At 67.5% G+C, this 20,477-nt stretch carries 17 protein-coding genes and 1 tRNA gene; 11 read left to right on the forward strand and 7 right to left on the reverse strand.

Translation table 11 applies throughout. The features are described from left to right. Positions 1 to 11 precede the first annotated feature (11 nt). On the forward strand, positions 12 to 1,082 hold the full coding sequence (gene queG / locus M1L61_RS15380; protein WP_049454822.1) for a tRNA epoxyqueuosine(34) reductase QueG: 1,071 nt from the start codon (positions 12 to 14) through the stop codon (positions 1,080 to 1,082). 44 nt (positions 1,083 to 1,126) lie between these two features. Further along, complete coding sequence (gene xseA / locus M1L61_RS15385; protein ID WP_043400889.1) at positions 1,127 to 2,458, forward strand: exodeoxyribonuclease VII large subunit; 1,332 nt, start codon at positions 1,127 to 1,129, stop codon at positions 2,456 to 2,458. Positions 2,459 to 2,998: 540 nt separating this feature from the next. Here xseA and M1L61_RS15390 read toward each other — a convergent pair. Both M1L61_RS15390 and M1L61_RS15395 read right to left on the reverse strand, forming a co-directional pair. Beyond that, positions 2,999 to 3,895, reverse strand: coding sequence for a M48 family metallopeptidase (locus M1L61_RS15390; RefSeq protein WP_248853743.1), 897 nt, complete (start codon positions 3,893 to 3,895; stop codon positions 2,999 to 3,001). A gap of 89 nt (positions 3,896 to 3,984) precedes the next feature. Next, entirely contained in the window at positions 3,985 to 5,871 is a 1,887-nt protein-coding gene (locus tag M1L61_RS15395; protein ID WP_043400884.1) for a formylglycine-generating enzyme family protein, read from the reverse strand. Between the two features lie 84 nt (positions 5,872 to 5,955). On the opposite strand from M1L61_RS15395, the gene rnd reads away from it, so the two are divergent. From rnd to M1L61_RS15410, 3 genes are all read left to right on the forward strand, one after another. Then, positions 5,956 to 7,035 (forward strand): ribonuclease D, encoded by a 1,080-nt coding sequence (gene rnd, locus M1L61_RS15400; protein WP_248853744.1) that lies wholly within the window; start codon positions 5,956 to 5,958, stop codon positions 7,033 to 7,035. A gap of 186 nt (positions 7,036 to 7,221) precedes the next feature. Beyond that, entirely contained in the window at positions 7,222 to 7,971 is a 750-nt protein-coding gene (locus tag M1L61_RS15405) for a hypothetical protein (RefSeq protein ID WP_248853745.1), read from the forward strand. Positions 7,972 to 8,090: 119 nt separating this feature from the next. Further along, a complete protein-coding gene (locus tag M1L61_RS15410; protein ID WP_248853746.1) occupies positions 8,091 to 10,163 on the forward strand; it encodes a DUF4034 domain-containing protein in 2,073 nt (690 codons plus the stop codon). Positions 10,164 to 10,252: 89 nt separating this feature from the next. On the opposite strand, the gene M1L61_RS15415 is transcribed toward M1L61_RS15410, so the two are convergent. Both M1L61_RS15415 and M1L61_RS15420 read right to left on the reverse strand, forming a co-directional pair. Next, complete coding sequence (locus tag M1L61_RS15415) at positions 10,253 to 12,583, reverse strand: TonB-dependent receptor (protein WP_100446290.1); 2,331 nt, start codon at positions 12,581 to 12,583, stop codon at positions 10,253 to 10,255. Between the two features lie 180 nt (positions 12,584 to 12,763). Next, positions 12,764 to 13,345, reverse strand: coding sequence for a TetR/AcrR family transcriptional regulator (locus M1L61_RS15420; RefSeq protein WP_049482252.1), 582 nt, complete (start codon positions 13,343 to 13,345; stop codon positions 12,764 to 12,766). A 101-nt stretch (positions 13,346 to 13,446) separates the two neighbouring features. Here M1L61_RS15420 and M1L61_RS15425 point away from each other — a divergent pair, with 101 nt between their 5' ends. The 4 genes from M1L61_RS15425 to M1L61_RS15440 all read left to right on the forward strand — a co-directional run bounded on the left by M1L61_RS15425 (position 13,447) and on the right by M1L61_RS15440 (position 16,508). Next, on the forward strand, positions 13,447 to 14,502 hold the full coding sequence (locus M1L61_RS15425; protein WP_010486563.1) for a sugar phosphate isomerase/epimerase family protein: 1,056 nt from the start codon (positions 13,447 to 13,449) through the stop codon (positions 14,500 to 14,502). Positions 14,503 to 14,523: 21 nt separating this feature from the next. Next, a complete protein-coding gene (locus tag M1L61_RS15430) occupies positions 14,524 to 15,417 on the forward strand; it encodes an alpha/beta hydrolase (protein ID WP_010486561.1) in 894 nt (297 codons plus the stop codon). After that, a complete protein-coding gene (locus M1L61_RS15435; protein ID WP_248853747.1) occupies positions 15,407 to 16,333 on the forward strand; it encodes an alpha/beta hydrolase in 927 nt (308 codons plus the stop codon). The genes M1L61_RS15430 and M1L61_RS15435 overlap by 11 nt, the downstream gene beginning before the upstream one ends. A 99-nt stretch (positions 16,334 to 16,432) precedes the next feature. Next, positions 16,433 to 16,508, forward strand: a tRNA-Ala gene (locus M1L61_RS15440). Positions 16,509 to 16,571: 63 nt separating this feature from the next. Here M1L61_RS15440 and M1L61_RS15445 read toward each other — a convergent pair. Further along, on the reverse strand, positions 16,572 to 16,742 hold the full coding sequence (locus M1L61_RS15445; RefSeq protein ID WP_181390032.1) for a hypothetical protein: 171 nt from the start codon (positions 16,740 to 16,742) through the stop codon (positions 16,572 to 16,574). A 160-nt stretch (positions 16,743 to 16,902) separates the two neighbouring features. Between M1L61_RS15445 and M1L61_RS15450 the strand changes: the two genes are divergently transcribed. Further along, the gene (locus tag M1L61_RS15450; RefSeq protein ID WP_248853748.1) at positions 16,903 to 17,388 is read left to right on the forward strand and encodes a hypothetical protein; all 486 of its coding nucleotides are present in this window, start codon (positions 16,903 to 16,905) and stop codon (positions 17,386 to 17,388) included. A 1-nt stretch (position 17,389) separates the two neighbouring features. On the opposite strand, the gene M1L61_RS15455 is transcribed toward M1L61_RS15450, so the two are convergent. Beyond that, positions 17,390 to 18,151 carry an SDR family oxidoreductase gene (locus M1L61_RS15455; RefSeq protein WP_043400854.1) on the reverse strand — a complete coding sequence of 254 codons (762 nt, stop codon included), beginning with the start codon at positions 18,149 to 18,151 and terminating at the stop codon, positions 17,390 to 17,392. 132 nt (positions 18,152 to 18,283) lie between these two features. Between M1L61_RS15455 and M1L61_RS15460 the strand changes: the two genes are divergently transcribed. Further along, the gene (locus tag M1L61_RS15460) at positions 18,284 to 19,126 is read left to right on the forward strand and encodes a methylated-DNA--[protein]-cysteine S-methyltransferase (RefSeq protein WP_197576809.1); all 843 of its coding nucleotides are present in this window, start codon (positions 18,284 to 18,286) and stop codon (positions 19,124 to 19,126) included. A gap of 73 nt (positions 19,127 to 19,199) precedes the next feature. Here the strand turns inward: M1L61_RS15460 and M1L61_RS15465 are convergent, their stop codons facing one another. Beyond that, positions 19,200 to 20,225: an NADP-dependent oxidoreductase gene (locus tag M1L61_RS15465; RefSeq protein WP_248853749.1), complete on the reverse strand. Its 1,026-nt coding sequence runs from the start codon at positions 20,223 to 20,225 to the stop codon at positions 19,200 to 19,202. Positions 20,226 to 20,477: the final 252 nt, after the last annotated feature.

Genomic DNA, 20,477 nt, shown 5'->3' on the forward strand with positions numbered 1-20,477 from the left:
TACTGGTGCACATGTCCCCTGCCCCCACCCCTGTCGATCCGGCCCAGGCCGTGCAGCGCATCCGCGAACTGGCCCGTGCGCATGGCTTCCAGCGCTGCGGCATCGCCGGCATCGAGCTGGGCGAGGATGAAGCGCACCTGGCCGACTGGCTGGGCCAGGGCCTGTACGGCACGATGGACTGGATGGCGCGCCACGGCACCCTGCGCGCGCGCCCGGCGGAGCTGCTGCCCGGCACCGTACGGGTGATCTCGGTAGGCATGGACTACAGCCACAAGGACGACACCGAAGCCTGGGCGACCCTGGCCGACCCGGGACGGGCCTACGTGGCCCGCTACGCGCTGGGCCGCGACTACCACAAGCTGATGCGCAACCGCCTGCAGAAGCTGGCCACGCAGATCAACGATGAAGTGGCACCGCTGGGCTACCGCGTGTTCGTCGATTCGGCCCCCGTGCTGGAACGCGCACTGGCGCGCAATGCCGGTCTCGGCTGGATCGGCAAGCACACCTGCCTGATCGACCGTCATGGCGGCTCATGGTTCTTCATCGGCGAGATCTACATCGATATCCCGCTGCCGATCGATGCTCCGGCCACTGCACATTGCGGTACCTGCACGCGCTGCATCGATGTCTGCCCGACCCAGGCCATCACCGGCCCGCAGCGCCTGGATGCGCGGCGCTGTATCTCCTACCTGACCATCGAGCACGACGGTGCCATCCCCGAAGACATGCGGCCGTTGATCGGCAACCGCATCTACGGCTGTGACGACTGCCAGCTGGTGTGCCCCTGGAACAAGTTCGCCAAGCGCACCGACGAAGCCGACTTCCGCGCACGCAACAACCTCGATACCGCGCGGCTGGACCAGCTGTTCGCCTGGGACGAAGCCGAGTTCCTGCGCCGCACCGAAGGCAGCCCGATCCGGCGCAGCGGCCATGAGCGCTGGCTGCGCAACATCGCCGTGGCGCTGGGCAATGCCCCCTCTTCGGTCGAAGCGCTCGCTGCACTGCAGACCCGCATCGACGATCCCTCGCCGCTGGTGCGTGAACACGTGCAGTGGGGACTGGGCCAGCACACGGCGCGCTGACGTGCGATCCTGAGCACCCGCTCCACCCGCAGCACGCCGTTCCCATGCAGCCACGCAACAACGACATCCTCACCCCCAGCCAGCTCAACACCCTGGCCCGCGACCTGCTGGAAGGCAGCTTCCCGGCGATCTGGGTCGAGGCCGAGCTGGGCAGCGTGGCCCGTCCTTCCTCCGGGCACTTGTATTTCACCCTGAAGGACGCACGCGCGCAGCTGCGCGCGGCGATGTTCCGGATGAAGGCGCAGTACCTGAAGTTCGTGCCGCGCGAAGGCATGCGCGTGCTGGTGCGTGGCAAGGTGACCCTGTATGACGCTCGTGGCGAGTACCAGATGGTGCTGGACCACATGGAGGAAGCCGGCGAAGGCGCATTGCGCCGCGCCTTCGAAGAGCTGAAGGCACGCCTGGAGGCCGAGGGCCTGTTCGACCCGGCGCGCAAGCGGCCGCTGCCCGCGCACGTGCAGCGCCTGGCAGTGATCACCTCGCCCACCGGCGCCGCCGTGCGCGACGTGCTGAGCGTGCTGGCCCGCCGCTTCCCGCTGCTTGAAGTGGACTTGCTGCCGACCCTGGTGCAGGGCAGCAGCGCCGCTGCACAGATCACCCGCCTGCTGCAGGCCGCCGATGCCAGTGGTCGCTACGACGTGATCCTGCTGACCCGCGGCGGCGGTTCACTGGAAGACCTGTGGGCCTTCAACGATGAAGCACTGGCCCGTGCGATCGCCGCCAGCCGCACCCCGGTGGTGTCGGCGGTGGGCCACGAAACCGACTTCAGCTTGAGCGACTTCGCCGCCGACCTGCGCGCGCCGACACCGTCGGTGGCCGCCGAACTGCTGGTGCCGGACCAGCGCGAACTGGCGCTGCGCCTGCGCCGCACGGCGGCACGCATGGTGCAGCTGCAGCGGCACACGATGCAGCAGGCGATGCAGCGTGCCGACCGTGCGCTGCTGCGCCTCAGCGCGCAGAGCCCGCAGGCCAGGCTGGATCTGCTGCGTCGCCGCCAGCTGGACCTGGGCCGGCGCCTGCATGCCGCGTTCAATCAGCAGCAGGAACGCCGTGCCGCACGCCTGCGCCATGCAGCGGCGGTGTTGCGCGGGCACCATCCGCAGCGCCAGCTCGACGCGATGCAGCGCCGCCTCGCCGCCCTGCGTGGGCGTCCGCAGGCTGCAATGCAGCGCCTGCTGGAACGCGATGCACTGCACCTGCGCGGGCTGGCGCGTTCGCTGGAAGCGGTCAGCCCGCTGGCGACCGTGGCCCGCGGCTACAGCATCCTCACCCGCAGCGACGACGGCACTCTGGTGCGGAAGGTCGATCAGGTGCAGCCTGGCGATGCGCTGCAGGCGCGCGTCGGCGACGGCGTGATCGACGTGCAGGTCAAGTAGAGGGTTGTTCGGCAGGGCTGCGCCCTGCACCCACAGAAGCTTCAAGCCAAGGCAACGTCAACGTCAAAAGCAGGCATTCCGTGGGATGGCGGGGCGATGTCGGAGTGCGGGGACGCCGCAAGTACGTCCTTGTAGGCTTGGCAGCCGCATCCATGCGGCTGACACCCCGCACTCCGACACCGCCCCACCTCTGACAGATTCCGGTGGCTGTTGGTAGGTGTCGACCTTGGTCGACACGGTAGATCCACGCATGTGTGGATGAATCTCCATCGGAATCGAATATTTCGAATCGAGATCGAAAAGCATCCGCGCATGGCGTGGATCTACAGCAGGTCGCAGAAATCTGTCGAAGGCGGGGTGGGTCCGGTTGCGGGAGTGTCCGCGGCATGGATGCCGCGGCCAAGCCCCCATGGACGGGTTTACGGCGTCTCCCGCAACCGGACCCACCCCGCCATCCCACGGATAGCCAGCCTTTGCTTCGGCGGTTGCTGTTGCTCTGGATTCGGCAGGTGCAGGGCTGCAAGCCCTGCCGAACACCCTCTACTTTGCCTGCTCGCAGAACTTCTGCCGGTACTCGAGTGCCTTCGGCATCAGCGCCTGCAGGTTCTGGATGCGGGTGCCCGGGTTCGGGTGGGTCGAGGAAAACTCCGGTGGTGACTGGCCACCACTGGCCTGGCCCATGCGCTGCCACAGCGGCACCGCCTCGCGTGGGTCGAAGCACGCCGCCGCCGCCAGCATCAGGCCCACTTCGTCGGCCTGTGTCTCGTGGCTGCGTGCATACGGCAACAGGTAACCGTAGCCCATCGCTGACATCATCATCTGTTGCTGCTGCGCATCCATGCCGCTGGCGGCGCCGGCCACCTGCCCGATCTGGGTCAGCTTCTGCTGGGCCATGCGCTGTGCACCATGGCGCAGCAGCGCATGCGCGATCTCGTGGCCCATCACCACCGCCATCGCATCGCGGGTGCGCGCCACCGGCACCAGCCCGGTGTAGACCGCCATCTTGCCGCCCGGCAGGCAGAACGCATTGGCCTGGTCGGACGGAATCACGTTCACTTCCCACTGGAAATCCTGCGCGAAGTGCGCCGGCTGCACGCCATGCTCCTGGGCCAGCGCGGTCTCCACCACATCGACCTTGGCGATCAGGCGCTGGGCGATGTCACGCACATCACGCGCGATCGGTGCATTGGGGTCCATCGGCCGTTCCTGCGACAGGATCTGCTGGTAGGCCTGCAGCCCCAAAGCAGTCTCCTGGCGCGCGTCCAGGCTGCTGTCGATCATCACCTTCTCGCCGGTATAGGGATCCACCGTGCGGTTGGAAAACCAGTAGAAGACCGCGTAGCCGGCGGCCAGCAGCAGCACCCACCAGCGGATGTTGCCGAACAGGCCGCGGCGCTGCGAGCCTTGTGGCGGGCGGGAAAAGGGATCGTTGCGCATCGGGTCGGCTTCCAGCGGGCCCCGCCGGCCGGCGGGCACGGCGCAATCTTAGTGCGCCGATGCCAGCAACGGGTGAAGCCGGCTGCCGATCAGATGCCGCGTACCAGGCGGAAGCCGATGCGCGCGTTGGTGGTATCCGAGTCCTGGGATTGCCGCCAGGCGGCGCGGGTCTGCTCCGGCGCATTGGCCCAGTTGCCCCCCCGGATCACCCGTGCGCGACAGCCCGGGTTGAACCAGGCGGCGCCATCGGAGGGCGCGCGCCGGTAGCTGGCATGCCAGCAATCGGCCACCCATTCGCTGAGATTGCCGCCCATATCGTGCAGGCCGAAGGCATTGGCCTGGAAACTCCCTACCGGTGCCGGCCCCCACCAGCCATCGCCATAGCCGATGAAGGCGTTGTGCCAATGCCGCCCGGACGGCGACACATCCTTGCTGCCGGTGAAATTGCCGCTGCCCGGCGGCGGCGTGCCCGCATCGCCCCAGGGGTAGCGACCACTGTTGCCGCCGCGCAGCGCGTACTCGAACTCTGCTTCACTGGGCAACCGGTAGCTGCGCCCGGTCTGCTCGGACAACCACGCCGCATAGTTTTCGGCATCGCGGATGCTGACGTGCATCACCGGCGAATTGGCCATCGCGCGGCCACCGTCGTAATCCGAGCGCCAGTCCACGCCGCTGCGGCGGATGAAATTGCCGCTGCGTTCGTCATAGACCACCGAATGGCCACGCCGCGTCGCCCGGGGGCGCGCGTTGGTCGCCTTCACGTAGCGCTGGAAATCGCTGACCGTGACCTCGGTGATCGCCATCGCGAAGCCTCGATCAAAGCGCACATAGTGCGATGGTCGCTCAGCATCGCTCGAACCCGGTTCGGCATCACCGGCGCCCATCTGGAAACCGCCATGCGGCACCACCACCATCTGCGGACCGCGTCCGCCATCACGCATGGCGTCGCTGAACACCTGTCCCGGGCGGAAGCTGCCGTAGTGGGTGGCCAGGTCGATGCGCTCACGCAGCTGGGCCACCACCGCGTCTCCCGGCAGGGCGATGCGCAGGGCCTCGGCCAGTTTCTCGCGTGCCGGCTTCAGGCCCTGCGGCGTGGACAGGTCGCGCAGGCCGTCATCGCGCAACTGCAGCAATGCCGCCGCACGGATCTGCTCGATGCGCTCGAACGCGTCGGCAATGGTCGGCGACGAGTCGCGCACCTTGCTGGCTTCGGCCAGCCAGGTGCCCGCGCTGGCGAAATCGCGCGTGCGAGCAGCGTCCTCGGCACGACGGATCAACCCGCTTTCGGCCGCGGCCAGTCCCTGCCGTGCACGGCTGTTGTTCTCGTCCAGTGCCAGCGCCTCGCGGAAGTTGCCGATGGCGCCATCCCCGTCCTCGCCGATCCGGTCCGCGCGCAGGTCCTCTTCACCGGCGCGGTTGTAAGCGACCACCCGCTGGGCAAGCTCCACCCGACCCTGCAGTGCGCGTACCTTCTCGTCCTTGGGCGCCAGGGTCAGCAGCACCAGCGCCTGGCGGCTGGCCTCGGCCAGCGCCTCGCGCTGCTTCAGCGGCCGCACCAGCAACGCATCCGCCTGCTGCTGCAGGCGCTGGCGGGCACGCTGCAGGCCCTGGCGGGCCTGGCGGTCATCCGGGTCCTCTTCCTGTACTGCCAGCCACAGCGGAATGGCGGCATCGGCATCCTCATACAGCCGGCCCTCAGTGAAGGCCTGCCCGGCCGCGCGGCGCAACTGGGCCAGGCTGCGGCCCTGGCGGTCCACCCGCGGCGGCGTCCACTGCTGTACATCCTCGGCGGCATCCTCACCGGCGATGGTCACGCTGCCCTGCCCGGCCTGCGGGCGCTCATCGCTGTTTGCGTTCGCGGACGGGCGCGCCTCCTCCCCGGCACTCCGGTCCACTGCCGTGGGGGGCGACGGCGTGCAGCCTGCCAGGGCCATGGCCAGGGCGGTGCACAGCGCGGACGACAACGGAAAACGCAAGCGGAGCCTCCTTCGGCACGGACGCGCACCGACGTTAGGCTATTCTCCCCTGCCTGAGCAAACCCGAGTAGTAGGCCCTGAACCGTGGCAACCTGGATCACCACCCCCGCCGAGCTGGATGCGTACTTCCAGCAGCGCCCGACCCGCATCGGCCTGGACACCGAATTCATCCGTGAACGCACCTTCTGGCCGCAGCTGGCCCTGGTGCAGATGGCGGTCGGGCAGGACATCCTGCTGATCGACCCGCTGATTCCCGGCATGACCGAGGCGCTGGCACCGTGGCTGGCCGATGAATCCATCATCAAGGTGATGCACAGCGCCAGCGAAGACCTGGTCGCCTTCAAGTGGGCGTGCGGCGTGCTGCCGCGACCACTGTTCGACACCCAGATCGGTGCCGCGCTGGCCGGCATCGGCGGCGGCATGGGCTACCAGAAGCTGGTGGCGGAAATCACCGGCGTCGCCCTGGCCAAGGGCGAAACCCGTTCGGACTGGATGCGCCGCCCGCTTTCGGAGTCGCAGCTGCAGTACGCCGCCGACGATGTCGAGCACCTGTTCGCGCTGCATGACGCCATTGATGCCAAGCTGCAGGCGCTTGGCCGCCAGCAGTGGCTGCACGACGATGGCGAGCGCCTGCTGGCCAGCGTCGCCAACGATGAGGACCGCTGGCCGCATCTGGCGATGCGCTCGGCGCAGTTCCTCGACGCGGCCGCACAGCACCGCCTGCTGCGCCTGCTGCGCTGGCGTGATGTGCAGGCACGCAGCAGCGACCGCCCGCGAAGCTGGATCCTGGACAACGAACTGGCCGCCACCCTGGCGCGCACGCCACCGGCCGACGAGACGGCGCTGGGCAGGCTGTTCGAGCAGTTCCCGAAGGCACCGCGCAAGCTGGCAGGCGCGGTCTGGCAGGCACTGTCCACGCCGCTGGCCGATGAAGCCGAGGCACCGCTGGCACTGCCCGCCAACGACAGCAACAAGCAGGTAGTGAAGAAGCTGCAGGACGCGGTGGCCGAACGCAGCCGCGAGCTGGGCCTGCCGGATGGCGTGCTGGCCTCCCGCAAGCATCTGGAAAGCTATCTGGAACGCCGCAAATGGCCGGCCGCACTGGCGGGCTGGCGCCAGCAGGAACTGGAGTCGCGGCTGCAGGCGTTGCTGCCGGCGAATTAGCGACCCGCATCGGCCGCCTCACGGGGCGGCCTTGCCAATGCTCGACAAGGACGTTACTGCATGCCTGCATGGCCCTTTTCCGGCATGTCACGATGGATGATCGGCTCGCTGCTGCTGGCCGGCAGCACCGCCACGGTCAGAGCAGCGTACCCGGCGTCCTGTCCATCCTCCTCTGGAGTTCCTGTAGTGCAGACACTCGAGTACATGCACGATGCGCTGTCGCGTGGCAATCGTGAGGCCGCCATCGAAGTGATGCGGGAACCACAGCGCTACCGTGCGCTGTTCAAGGATCCACAAGGGGCAGAACGTTACCTCGCTCTCGCGCAGCAGGTCGCCGATGACGCGCAGCAGCACCCCTGCATCGATCGCAGCAGCCAGCTCAACGCCTACGCGGCACTGACCGGCGGACTGGATCTTGCCCGTTCGGTTCACTACCTCGCGCTGTCGGCACGCCTGATCGAACAGGACCCCGCTGCCAGCGAGCAGGACAAGCTCGAACCCTGGCTGCATCCGCATGCCCTGATGCACGGCTATTTCCAAGCCGGTGGCGGGCTGGCCCTGGACGGCGCCGTGCCCGGCGTGGATCGCGCCGGAATCGAGGCGTGGCGACAGGGCCAGGGCACCCTCGCCTACCGGCCCGAACTGCTGCTTGCATTTCCGCTGCACATGGACGATCCGCAACGCGAACGCCTGTTCCGGGTGACAGGATTCGCCTTGCTGCCGACCTCCCAATGGCACGACCGCACCGCGCTGCGCACACTCATCCACAGCGACGCCTATCTTGACTGGCTGGATGCGCCCCCGCTGCATCTCGCCTCGCGGCTGTCGATGGCACTGGAGGAAATGGCGACGCCGCCCTGGCCGGAACATCTGCGTGCAGCGGGCTATCAGGTCCACGGAGAAGCCCTGCACGATGACGAAGCCGATCCGGATTGAATCTCTGCCTCAAGCAAGGCTCCTGCTGAATGCCACCGACACGGCAGCCGCATGTCCTGCTTGCCGCCGGTAACGACCGCGCTTCTAATGTCCAGCCTCGTACTCGCTGGATTGCATCAATGACAAACGGATTTGCAAAAGACGGGCTTTCCCCCGAAGACCTCGCCTGGCGCGTGCAGGCGCGTAGCGCACTGCAGGAGCGGCGCTATGCCGAACTGGATGCGTTGCTTGCTCCGCATGAGCTGGCCTGGCTGCAGGGAAAGAATGCGTTGCCGGGCATCCGCTGGCGGCTGCGCAACCTGCACGACGCCACGCTGACGCTGGAAGCGCGCCTGCAGCAGGCGCAGCAGTGGGTCTCGGCCGCCCCCGGCAGCTACTACGCCTGGCTGCGTCTGGGCGCCTGCTGGCAGGACGCTGCCGGTGAACTGCGCAGCGCCGACGTGGCCGCACTGGTGGAGGACAGCCAGTGGCTGGCCGCACAGCTGGCCCGCGACCATGCCGTACATGCTTACCTGCAGGCGATCGCGCTGTCGCCGCGGCCCGCACTGGCATTGGACGGCATCAAACGCATCATCAGTTACCTGCGCGAACCGAACTGGCTGCGTGCGCTGCAGGCCGGCCAGCCGCCGGAATCCGATGATGCCGCGCTGGCCGAGCACTATCCGCAAGCCTGGCCGCAGGCACTGCAGCTGCTGTCGCGCTTCGGTGCACCGCTGCAGGCCTTGCCCGCCACGCTGCCGCCGCTGCTGCGCGAACGCAGCCAGGACGACTTCGATGCGCCGTTGGCGTACTGGATGCGGCTGGTGCTGGAGCAGCGCCCCGACGACCTGAGCACGTTGGAGAGCACCCTGTATTTCCTGTACCCGCGCTGGGGCGGCAGCCACGAGGCGATGGAAGACTTCATCGAGGGCAGCTGGTGCCGCGGCCTTGATCTGACGCAGAGCAATGCGCTGCGCTGGCGAAAGGCGCAGGACTGGCTGGCCGAGCTGCCACAGCGCGACGACAGCGAAACCGTCGCGGCGCACGAGCACGCCTACGCGCAGATCCTCGACTGGCACCTGGACCGTGCCCTGCGCGCGGAGGTGCTGACCCAGCGTGCCGGACTGCGCTACCGGCTCGGGCGCCGTGAGGATGTCGAGAACGACGTCCAGTGGGACGCCCAGCACATGCAGGCAGTGTTCGAGGACCTGCAGCAGGCCTGGACGCTGGACCGCGACATGGTCCTGCATGAAGGCCTCAGCAATCTCGAGGCCTGCACCTGGTTTGCCCACGTCGATGGTGCCGAAGCGCTGTTCGCCCAGGCGGTAGACTACGCGGCGCGCGAAGGCGACTCGGCGATCGGCCTGCTCTGGGCAGCCACCGCCATCGAGCATGGACTGCTCGGCCAGACCGCCGACCCGGCACGTGCCGCGCCCCTGCTGCAGCGCGCCCTGGAACTGGCGCCGCGGGAGAATACCTCGGCTGTCACCTTCGCCGCCAATCTGTTCTGCGATGTCTCACAGACGGCCGGCCTGTCGCTGCTGCAGCGCATGGCCGACGATGGCGACGCCGGCGCGATGTCGGCACTGTGCGATCTGTACAAGGGCCGCCTGGGTGGCCGTGACCAGCCGCAGTTCGTTGATGCAGAAAAGGCCGCGCACTGGCAGGAGCGTGCGGTGGAAGGCGGCGACCTGATTGCCACCTACAACCTGGCCGTGCGCCTGGTCGCTGCCGGTGGCGCCGGCAATGAAGCCCGCGCGCGTGAGCTGTATCTGCGCTGCCTGGATGAAGCGGAAACCGGTGAACGCGTCTGGGCCCCCACCTGCCGCAACCTGGCCTGCCTGGCCCTGGACGGCCAGAACGACGCGCACAAGCGCGAAGCGGTCGAGCGTGCATTGATTCCGCTGTGGTGGCGCGGCGATGACGACGACAAGCTGTGGGCCGCCGGCTATCTGGCCGACATCTACCACTTCGGCAATGGCGTGCCGGCCAATGCGTTCCTGGCGCTGACCTGGCTGCAGCGCGCCAGCGAGATCGATCCGGAGTATGTGGACGTGGTACGCATGACGCCGCTGATCAACGGCGAAGGCCGCTGGTTCGGCGCCAGCCGCGCGCGCAAGCAGCAGGAACAGGACCGCCAGCAGGTGGACAGCGCCACCTGGGCCCTGACCTTCGGCCAGCGCAGCCAGGACAGCGACCTCACCGCCGTCTGAAACAATGAAAAAGGGCGGCCCGGATCACCGGGCCGCCCTCTTCATTTCAGCAGTGCGATGGCGGGAGGCCCCGCCACCGCGCCAGAGCCTTACCAGTTCATGTTCAGCGAGACACCCACGGTGCGCGGCTCGTTGTAGACCGCCGCCATGTAGTTCTCGATCACACCCTTGAGGTTCTTCTCGTTGGTGATGTTGCGCGCGAACAGCGCAACTTCGTAGGCACCGTAGTTGCCCGAGTAGCCGATCTTCAGGCCACCTTCGAAGTCACCCTTGGAGTTGAACTCCTTGCTGTCGTACAGCACGAAGCTGGTGTAACCCTGCTTGTTCCAGTCGGTGGAGACGAACATGGTGCCGGCGTCGCTGACCGGGAAGTCGTAGCGGGCGGCCAGGTTCACGTTGTACTTCGGCGCGTTCGGCAGCGGGTTGCCGTCGATCTGCGCGAAGGTGTTGGCACCGACCTTGATGGTCGGGTCGCCGACGGTGCAGACCACCTGGCCGTTGAGGCCGCAGACCTGCGCGTAGACGCGCTTGTCCTTGATCTCGCTGTGCAGCAGGCTCAAGCCGGCGCTCAGGGTCAGGTTCGGGATCGGGCGCAGCTCCATGTCGGCTTCGAAGCCGTAGGCCTTGGCCTTGTCGGCGTTGAACAGCACGCCGTTGCCGTCCGAATCGTTGCCGTTGAGCTGGATGTCGTTGACGGTGTAGGTGAACGCGGTGGCGTTCAGGCGCAGGCGGTTGTCCCACAGGCTGCTCTTCACGCCCGCTTCCCAGGACAGGATCGTCTCGGAATCGGCGGTGGTGAAGTCGGCATTGAACACTGCCGAACGACCCTGGATGGTCGGGCCACGGAAGCCACGCGCGACCTTGGCGTAGACGCTCACGTCCGGCGTGATCTGATACATCGCGCTCAGATCCCAGCTCGGGGTGGTGTCGGACATCTTGACGTCGGTGCGGCCCTTGTAGGTGACCACGCCGGCAGCGGTGTCGGCGGTCTTCAGCAGGCGGGTGTGCTTCTCGTCCCTGGTCTGGCGCAGGCCGGCGGTGACGGTGAACTTGTCGGTGAAGGCGTAGCTCAGCTGGCCGAAACCGGCCCACGAGGTGTTCTTGTTGCGCAGGCGCACCCAGTTGTTCGGATTGCGTGCCGCGCCCTGCAGGAACCAGGCGCGCTGGTAGAAGTCGGTGGTGTCGCTGCCGTTGAAGTAGAACGCACCGGCCTGCCACTGCAGCGCGCTGTCGTCATGGCTGGCCAGGCGGAATTCCTGGGTCCACTGGTCCAGGTCGCGGATGCGGCCCATCGACTGGCCGTAGCCGTTCGGCACGCCGTTCACCGGGAAGTTCACCGCAGCGCCGCCGTCGGTGTCGCCACGGCTGTAGCCGGAGGTGGTTTCGTAGGCGGTGATCGAGGTGAAGTCGATCGCGCCGAAGTCGTAACGTGCCTTCACCGAGCCGCCGTAGGTCTTGTAGGCCTGCGGATTGTTGTCGGCTTCGTCGTAGGCAACCTTGTCGCGCGGCACGTCGGTCTTGTTCGAGCCCTTGGTCAGCGCACCGCGCAGGAAGAGGGTCGAGGTACCTTCGTAATCACGAGCATGGGCCGAGGCCAGGATCGAGAACTGGTCGCTCGGGGTCAGCAGCAGCTGCGCGCGCACGTTGCGGTCATCGAAGCCGCCCATGGCGTTCTTCTTCGGGCTGACCGTGCCGTCGGCGCTCGGGCCCCTGTAGGTGTTGTCGACGTAGTCGTCGCGGTGCTGGTACAGGGCCGACACGCGGAACGAGGCGATGTCGTTGATCGGGCCGCCGAAGCCGCCGTCGATCGACACGCTGTTGTAGGTGGCGTAGCTGGCGCTGACGCGGCCGGTATAGTCCTGGGTCGGCTTCAGGGTGTCGAACTTGACGATGCCGGCGGTGGTGTTGCGGCCGAACAGCGAGCCCTGCGGGCCGCGCAGCACTTCCACCTGGTCCACGTCAAAGACCGGGTTGGACTTCAGCACCACGTGTTCCAGCACCACGTCGTCCTGGATGATCGAGACCGGCTGCGAGGCACCCAGGTAGAAGTCGATGTTGCCCAGGCCGCGGATGTAGAAGCGCGGGAAGATACGGCCGGTGGTGGTTTCCGCATACAGGCTCGGCACGCGGCCGGACAGCGCCAGCAGGGTGTCGTCGCCGCCAGCGGTGAAGTCGCGCATGCGCTCGCCCTGCACCACGCCGACCGAAACCGGCACTTCCTGCAGGTTCTGCTCACGGTGTTCGGCGGTCACGGTGATCGTGTCCAGGCCGGTCGGGGTCGGCGCGCTGTCCTGCGCGGCGGCGCCGAAGCTGCCGACCAGGGCCAGACCGGCACAGGCCAGTGCCAGCGGGTGGCGGCGGAAGGAAACAAGGGAAGACGACAGACCCGACAGGCGGCGGGAATCGGTATGGGAGGGCATGCAATGCTCTGAGGAGGCGTCCGAGCGGCCTGCGCGGGCCGGGCGGCAAAAAGGAGGAAAACTGCGCAAGCGGCCATTATCCCCCAAATTGTTACGATTTCGTTGCGCAGCACCAAAACCCGGCGAAACAAGCGCTTTCGGCACAGTTTCAGGGCATTCCGCACGCCCTGAAGGCTTGACTCAGGGCAGCGGGGTCAACGCGACATCGACCATCGCCAGCAGGCGCTCGCGGCTGATGCCGTCACGCGCCTGCACCGAGATGCCATGCAGCACCGTGGCGAAGTGGTCGCCCAGCGCCTGCACCTCCGCGTCGTCGGCCAGCTCCCCCTCGGCCTGCGCCTGCTGCAGCCGCGCGATGATCGCCGCCGTGCGCTGGCGACGATGACTGGCCAGCCAGTCCCGCACGCCTTCGCCATCGGGCGACACGCTGCTGGCCGAGGACACCACCAGGCAACCATGCGGGCGCCCGCGACGGGTGTAGGTCATCACCGCCTCGCGCAGCATCGAACCGATCGCCTCACGCAATGTTGCCTGCTCCAGCGCGCGCGGCGCGAAACCGCCCTCGCCTTCTTCGTACAGCGCCACGGCTTCGCGGAACAACTGCTCCTTGCTGCCGAACGCGGCGTAGATGCGTGCAGAGGCAATGCCCAGTGCTTCGACCAGTGCCGACATCGACGTGCCTTCATAGCCGTGCTGCCAGAACAGCAGCATCGCCTTGCGCAACGCCTGGTCCCTGTCGAATTCGCGCGGTCGCCCTGCCATCTGCCTGCCTGCTCCAGTGAGGCGCGCAGTGTAACGCGGGTGTTGACCATCGCGAGAGTCGCGCCTATTCTTTGTCGATCGACAAATAAGTGGAGCAACACATGCAGACCCTCAAGGGCCCCAGCCTGCACCTGGCGCAGTTCGCCGGCGACCAGGCCCCGTTCAACTCACTTGCCAGCATTGCCGCGTGGGCCGCCGGCCACGATTTCAAGGCGCTGCAGATTCCCGCGTGGGATGCACGCCTGTTCGACCTGGCCACCGCCGCCGACAGCCAGGACTACTGCGACGACATCCGTGGCACCCTGGCCGAGCACGGCCTGCAGGTCAGTGAGCTGACCACCCACATCCTCGGCCAGCTGGTGGCCGTGCATCCGGCCTACGATGAACTCTGCGATGGCTTCGCGCCGGAAGCACTGCGCGGCAATCCGCAGGCCCGCACGGAATGGGCACAGCAGCAGCTGCACCTGGCCGCTCGCGCCTCGCGCCGTCTTGGGTTGCAGGACATGGGCACCTTCTCCGGCTCGTTCGCCTGGCCCTACCTGTTCCCGTTCCCGCAGCGCCCGCCGGGCCTGATCGATGCCGCCTTCGATGAACTGGCCCGCCGCTGGCGGCCGATTCTCGACAGCTGCGAGGACAATGGCATCAACCTCTGCTACGAGATCCATCCCAGCGAAGACCTGCACGACGGCACCAGCTTCGAGCGCTTCTTCGAGCGCGTCGGCCAGCACGAGCGCTGCCGCATCCTGTTTGATCCCAGCCACTTCGTGCTGCAGCAGCTCGACTACCTGCAGTACCTCGACATCTACCACCCGCTGATCCGCATGTTCCACGTCAAGGATGCGGAGTTCCGCCCCAGCGGCCGCCAGGGCATCTATGGCGGCTACGCCGACTGGACCGAGCGCGCCGGCCGCTTCCGCTCGCTGGGCGACGGCCAGGTCGACTTCAAGTCGATCTTCTCCAAGCTGGCCCAGTACGACTACCAGGGCTGGGCAACGCTGGAATGGGAGTGCTGCCTGAAGGACCAGGAAGCCGGCGCGCGCGAAGGCGCTGCATTCATCCACGACCACATCATTCCGGTCACCGACAAGATCTTCGACGACTTCGCCGGTGCACCGATCAGCACCGCGCAGATGCAGCAGATGCTCGGCATCGCCTGAGCCCCAACGGAGCACTCCCTCATGACCACTTCCCTTTCCGCTGGCGCTGCCGGCGACGCTCCCCTGCGCCACCATTACCTGCGCATCGACGGCCAGCGCGTGCATTGCGTGTCCGCGGGTCACGGTGAACCCGTATTGCTGATTCCCGGCTGGCCGCAGACCTGGTACGCCTGGCGCCATGTGTTGCACGCCCTGGCCGAAGCCGGCTTCGAAGCCATCGCGGTCGATCCGCCGGGCATCGGCGAATCCGATCGCCCCAGCCACGGCTACGACACCGGCAGTGCCGCCGCCGTCCTGCACCAGACCATGCAGGCGCTGGGCCACGAGCGCTACCAGGTAGTCGGACATGACATCGGTATGTGGATTGCCTATGCACTGGCCAGCGACCAGCCGCAGGCGGTGCGCCAGCTGGCGGTTACCGAAGCGGTGATTCCCGGCCTGGCGCCGGAACCGGGCATCTTCGCTGCCCCGGCCGACAACATCTTCCTCTGGCACTTCATGTTCAACCAGGTCGCGGACCTGCCTGAAGCACTGATCAGTGGCCGCGAACGCGCCTACCTGGAGTTCATGTTCGACCGCTGGTCGTACCGCCGTGACGCGGTGGCTGCCGACACCTACATCGCCGCCTACAGCCGGCCCGGCGCACTGCGGGCCGGCTTCGCCTGGTACCGCGCGATCCCGGAAACCATCCGCCAGAACAAGGAACGTGCACAGCGCCGGCTGGCGATGCCGGTGCTGGCCATCGGCGCCGAGCACGCCACCGCCGATGCGCCGATGCTGACCCTGCAACCGCACGCCGACAACGTGCGCGGCAGCATCGTGCCGGGCTGCGGCCACTTCATCATGGAAGAAGCGCCGCAGGCGTTCCTGGCGCAGCTGCTGCCGTTCCTGCAGGAGGTGCGCCATGCAGCTTGAACCGGCGCTGCAGCAGTTCGTCGATGCCGTCGCGGCGCATCCGCTGCCGGAGGAGCTGCGCGAACTGCGGGCGATCAGCGAGAGTGCGCTGCCACAGTTGCAGGGTGCGCCGCAGCCGGTTGCGCGTGTAATCGAACATGCGGTGATCGCACGCGACGGGCAGGCGCTGGAGGTCCGCCTTTACACACCGGAAGGCCTGCCCGACGGGCCGGCGCCGGCCCTGTTGTTCGCCCACGGTGGCGGCTGGTTCCAGTGTTCGCTGGCGGTCTATGACGGCCCCTGCCGTGCGCTGGCCAATGCCAGCGGCTGCGTGATTGTGGCCGTGGGCTACCGGCTGGCGCCGGAACACCCGTTCCCGGTTCCACTGCATGACGTCGCCGACGCCTGGCAGTGGTTGCAGGACAACGCCGAGCGCCTCGGCCTGGACCCGCAGCGATTGGCGATCGGTGGCGACAGCGCCGGTGGCAATCTGGCCGCCGCCTGCTGCCTGCTGCTGCGCGATCTCGGCCTGCCGCAACCGTGCCACCAGTTGCTGCTGTACCCGGCGCTGGATGCCGGCATGGGCAGCGATTCCTACCGCGACTACGCCACGGGCTACTACCTCAGCGCCGAACTGATGCAGCGCTGCTGGCAGGCCTATCTGGGTAATCTGGATCAGCCGCCGTCACTGGCCTCGCCCGCGCACGCAACAGACCTGCAGGGGCTGGCGCCAGCCTCCGTACTCAGCTGCGAACACGACCCGCTGCGCGACGAAGCCGAGCAGTACGCGCATCGCCTGCAGGCTGCGGGTGTCGACTGCACGCTGGAGCAACTGCCCGGGATGATCCATGCCTGCATCCACCTGCAGGGGGTGGCTGTTTCTACCGGCGTGGCGGTACAGCGCGCGGGCGCCCTGCTACGCCAGGCCCTGGCCTGAATCAGTGTGGGACGGTGGTGGCTGCACGGCTGCCGCTGTTCCGGTCCGGCCCGACGCTTGGCAAGCCCGCCGGGCAGCGCTACACTGAAAGCCTGCCGTGGGGCCATAGCTCAGCTGGGAGAGCGCGTCGTTCGCAATGACGAGGTCAGGAGTTCGATCCTCCTTGGCTCCACCACTATTCGGAAAGAACCCGTAGATCTCCGCGATCTGCGGGTTTTTTCTTTTCAGCACCCGGGGCTCAGGCCGGCTCCTCACCGCCATCCTTGCGATGTGGACTGCGCGAGTGCCTATCGCGCACCTGTTGATCGCGCTGCCCCGGCCGCTGCTTGGCCACATCGTCCTGCTTCCTGTCCTGGCGGCTTTCCTGGATGCCCTGCTTCGGGTCCTGATCCTTGCCTCGCTCGTTCATTGAAATCTCCCACGCCGGCGGCGGGCCCACGTTGCCCACCACGCTAGAGGTTGCCGGGTAAGCCGCAGGTCAGTCCTGCGCCAACGTCATGTGCAGGCACTGGCTTGCCGCCACGGCCCCGCGCAGCCAGAATCCGGGGCACCACGCCCACCGGTATGCCATGCCCTCTTCTGCCCAGCACGCAGCCCACGCGTTGCCGATGCTCCTCAATGCGACAGACGGCAGCATCCAGCTCGGCAACCTGCCGACACTGATCGGCCCCACCCTGCCACGGGATGAGGCGCGTGTCGCCTTTGCCACGCTGATGCGAGGAGAGCGCGATGTCGGCACCGGCTATCACTGGCTCAGCCTGCACCGGCTCCGTCTGGGCGGTGCGCCCGCCGGCATCAGCCTGTGTTTCCACGGGCAGCAGCTCGACATGGTGACGATGGGCGTCGATCTGCCCGGTGCAACACTGGAAGACGGTTGGCCGACCCAGGCCGCGATCGATGCCGAAGTCGCCTTCATGCGCCGCACGTTGGGTGCCGCGCTGGGTCACAAGCTGGCCGGCGGCCACGCCCGGTTCGACTGGGGCGAAGCCTGGGCCCGTTTCGATCCGAAAGGCTTCATGGCCAGCAGCGGTATCCGCTACGCGCCACGCTCGTGACTCAGGTACGGGTGATCGACACCCCACCCTCCACGCGCATCGCAGTACCAGTAACGAAACTGCTTTCATCGCTGGCCAGGAACAGCGCCGCGTTGGCGATCTCCTCCGGCTCGGCCATGCGCTTCAGTGCGTGCAGCGAGCGCACGAAGTCGCGGGCATCGCCGGTGGGTGCGGCCTGCCGCCCCATCTCGGTATCGGTGCCACCGGGCAGCAGCACGTTGCTGCGCACGCCGCGCGCGCCGTATTCGGCAGCGATCACCTGGCTCAGGCCGATCAACCCGGCCTTGCTCGACGCATAGGCCGCCATGCCCGGGAATCCCACGGTGTGGCCGACGAAGGTACCGACGAACACCAGCGAGCCGCCGCCGCGCGCCAGCAGTGCCGGCAACTGCGCGCGTGCCGCATGGAAGGCGGCATCCAGATTGGTCGCCATCACTTCGCGCCAGGCGTCCACCGGGAACTCCGCCGCCGGCACGCCCGGACCAAGCATGCCGGCATTGTTGAGGGCGATATCCAGGCCGCCGAATGACTGCTGGGCCAGATCGACCAGCGCCTGCGCCGTACCCGGGTCGGCCACGTCGGCGGCATGTACCACGGCTTCGCCACCGGCGGCGCGAATCTGCTCGGCCAGCGCCTGCAGCGGCTCCGGCCGCCGTGCGTTGAGCACCAGCTTTGCCCCTTCGGCAGCGAAGCGCAGGGCGCTGGCGCGGCCGATGCCGGCGCTGGCACCGGTGATGAGAGCGATCTTGTTGTTCAGGCGCATGGTCGTGGTACCGGTTGTGAAGTGGCCGCCACGATGCCGCGCCTCTCCCCTGCCAACACTCCGTTTCCGGGCCTGGCCCATCGGTGCAGGAAACGGAGTTTCCGCAGCACCGGCGCGTGCCAGAATCCGGCCATGGACAGTACCGCCACCACCGCCCTCGATGCCCGCGTCGAACGGGTCTGCCGCCACCTTCAGGCCAGCCACGACGAACCCTCGCTGCAGGAACTGGCCGGGATCGCGGGTTGCAGCCCAACCCGCCTGCATCGCCTTTTCAAGGAAGCAACCGGGTTGACCCCGAAGCAGTACGCTGCCGCGCTGCGCGCCGACCGCCTGCGCACCGGGCTGGAACAACAGGAACGCATCACCGACGCTTTCCACGATGCCGGCTTCGGCTCCAGCGGACGCTTCTACGAGAACGCACCGAAGTTGCTGGGCATGACTCCCAAGCAATGGCGCGCAGGGGGGCGTGGCGAAGTCATCCACTTCGCGCTTGCCGAAAGTTCACTGGGCAGCGTGCTGGTGGCCAGCAGCGGGACCGGCGTGGTCGCGATCCTGCTCGGCGACGATCCGGAGACGCTGCTGCAGTCATTGCAGCAACGCTTCCGCCAGGCCGAACTGGTCGGCGCCGACCAGGGCTATGAACAACTGGTGGCACAGGTGGTGGGCCTGGTCGAGGATCCCACGCGGGGCGCCACGCTGCCGCTGGACATCCGCGGCACCGCGTTCCAGCAACGGGTATGGCAGGCGCTGCAGCAGATTCCGCGCGGGCAGACCGCGTCGTATGCGGATGTCGCCGCACGCATCGGCGCGCCCCGCTCGAGCCGTGCCGTAGCACGTGCATGCGCAAGCAACCCACTGGCGGTGGCAGTTCCCTGCCACCGCGTCGTACGTCGCGATGGGGACCTGTCCGGCTATGCGTGGGGTGTAGCGCGCAAGCGCGAACTGCTGCGCCGGGAAAAGGCCTCGACTGTCTGACGTGGGTGCCGACCTTGGTCGGCACGCCCAGCTTCCGGTAGGTGCCGACCTTGGTCGGCACACCGCCAAGCCCTCAATCCAGCTTCACCACCAGCTTGCCGAAGTTGTGCCCCTTCAGCAGCCCGAAGAACGCCTCCGGCGCATTCTCCAGCCCTTCCACCACATCCTCGCGGTACTGGATGCGGCCATCGCGCAGCCACTGCGGCATCTCGCGTTCGAAGTCCGGCCACAGGTGGTTGAAGTCGTGCACGATGAAACCGCGCACGGTCAGGCGCTGGCGCAGAATCTGGCTGAACAGTGCGGGCAACCGGTCCGGACCGGGCTGCTCGACGCCGCGCTCGTTGTAGGTGGCGATGGTGCCGCACACTGGAACGCGGGCGAAGTCGTTGAGCAGCGGCAGCACTGCATCCAGCACGTGCCCGCCCACGTTCTCGAAATACACGTCGATACCCGCAGGAACCGCTGCGCGCAGCTGCGCGGCGAAATCAGCGGCGCGATGATCCAGCGCCACGTCCGCCCCCAACGTCTGCAGGTAAGCGCGCTTGGCTTCGCCACCGGCGATGGCGACCACGCGCGCGCCCTGCAGCTTGGCCAGCTGCGCCACGGTCGCACCCACCGGCCCGGTCGCGGCAGCCACCACCAACGTCTCGCCCGCCTTCAAACGGGCGATTTCATGCAGGCTGGAATAGGCGGTGAAGCCGGGCATGCCATATACCCCCAGCGCCGTACTCAGCGGCAGCCCGGTCGGATCCAGCCGGCGCCCCAGTGCCTTGGCCGGCAGCACCGCGTGGGTCTGCCAGCCACCCGGTGCCAGCACCAGCTCACCTGTGGCTACGCCCTCGGCGTTCGACTGCAACACCTCGGCCACGGTCTGCCCTTCCATCACCGCGCCCACCGCCACCGGCGCGGCGTACGACGGGCCCTCGTCCATGCGTCCCCGCATGTACGGGTCCAGCGACAGGTAGCGGTTGCGCAGCAGCACCTCGCCAGCGGCCAATGTCGGCAACGCAACTTGTTCCAGGCGGAAATTGGCTGCACTTGGCGCCCCCTGCGGACGCGACGCAAGCACGATGCGGGAGGTGGTCGAGGAATCGGACATGGCCAGGTCTCTGCTGCTGCCAGCATCAGGAAAGGAGTGCCGACACTACGCCGCAGCCATCCCCGATGGCGGCCACGAAAACAGCGTTCCATGGACCGGCGCGGCACGGGTCCGGCGCAGCCCTTGCCCTTGCAGCTTTGACGATCGCGGCGATCTGCTGATTTCCACCGCAGACGATGATCGACTGACCACGCCCCGCCCCACGACGGAGGATCAAGCACTTGCGAGCGCGCAGACGGCAATGTGAAGAAA

Origin of the sequence: Stenotrophomonas sp. NY11291, from assembly GCF_023277365.1 — a bacterium.
Lineage (GTDB): Bacteria > Pseudomonadota > Gammaproteobacteria > Xanthomonadales > Xanthomonadaceae > Stenotrophomonas > Stenotrophomonas geniculata.

Bases quoted from the DNA above. Each gene is read 5' to 3' on its own strand.
- queG (WP_049454822.1), top strand. From the start codon at position 12: ATGTCCCCTGCCCCCACCCCTGTCGATCCGGCCCAGGCCGTGCAGCGC.
- xseA (WP_043400889.1), top strand. From the start codon at position 1,127: ATGCAGCCACGCAACAACGACATCCTCACCCCCAGCCAGCTCAACACC.
- M1L61_RS15390 (WP_248853743.1), bottom strand. From the start codon at position 3,895: ATGCGCAACGATCCCTTTTCCCGCCCGCCACAAGGCTCGCAGCGCCGC.
- M1L61_RS15410 (WP_248853746.1), top strand. From the start codon at position 8,091: ATGACAAACGGATTTGCAAAAGACGGGCTTTCCCCCGAAGACCTCGCC.
- M1L61_RS15415 (WP_100446290.1), bottom strand. From the start codon at position 12,583: ATGCCCTCCCATACCGATTCCCGCCGCCTGTCGGGTCTGTCGTCTTCC.
- M1L61_RS15420 (WP_049482252.1), bottom strand. From the start codon at position 13,345: ATGGCAGGGCGACCGCGCGAATTCGACAGGGACCAGGCGTTGCGCAAG.
- M1L61_RS15425 (WP_010486563.1), top strand. From the start codon at position 13,447: ATGCAGACCCTCAAGGGCCCCAGCCTGCACCTGGCGCAGTTCGCCGGC.
- M1L61_RS15430 (WP_010486561.1), top strand. From the start codon at position 14,524: ATGACCACTTCCCTTTCCGCTGGCGCTGCCGGCGACGCTCCCCTGCGC.
- M1L61_RS15435 (WP_248853747.1), top strand. From the start codon at position 15,407: ATGCAGCTTGAACCGGCGCTGCAGCAGTTCGTCGATGCCGTCGCGGCG.
- M1L61_RS15445 (WP_181390032.1), bottom strand. From the start codon at position 16,742: ATGAACGAGCGAGGCAAGGATCAGGACCCGAAGCAGGGCATCCAGGAA.
- M1L61_RS15450 (WP_248853748.1), top strand. From the start codon at position 16,903: ATGCCCTCTTCTGCCCAGCACGCAGCCCACGCGTTGCCGATGCTCCTC.
- M1L61_RS15455 (WP_043400854.1), bottom strand. From the start codon at position 18,151: ATGCGCCTGAACAACAAGATCGCTCTCATCACCGGTGCCAGCGCCGGC.
- M1L61_RS15460 (WP_197576809.1), top strand. From the start codon at position 18,284: ATGGACAGTACCGCCACCACCGCCCTCGATGCCCGCGTCGAACGGGTC.
- M1L61_RS15465 (WP_248853749.1), bottom strand. From the start codon at position 20,225: ATGTCCGATTCCTCGACCACCTCCCGCATCGTGCTTGCGTCGCGTCCG.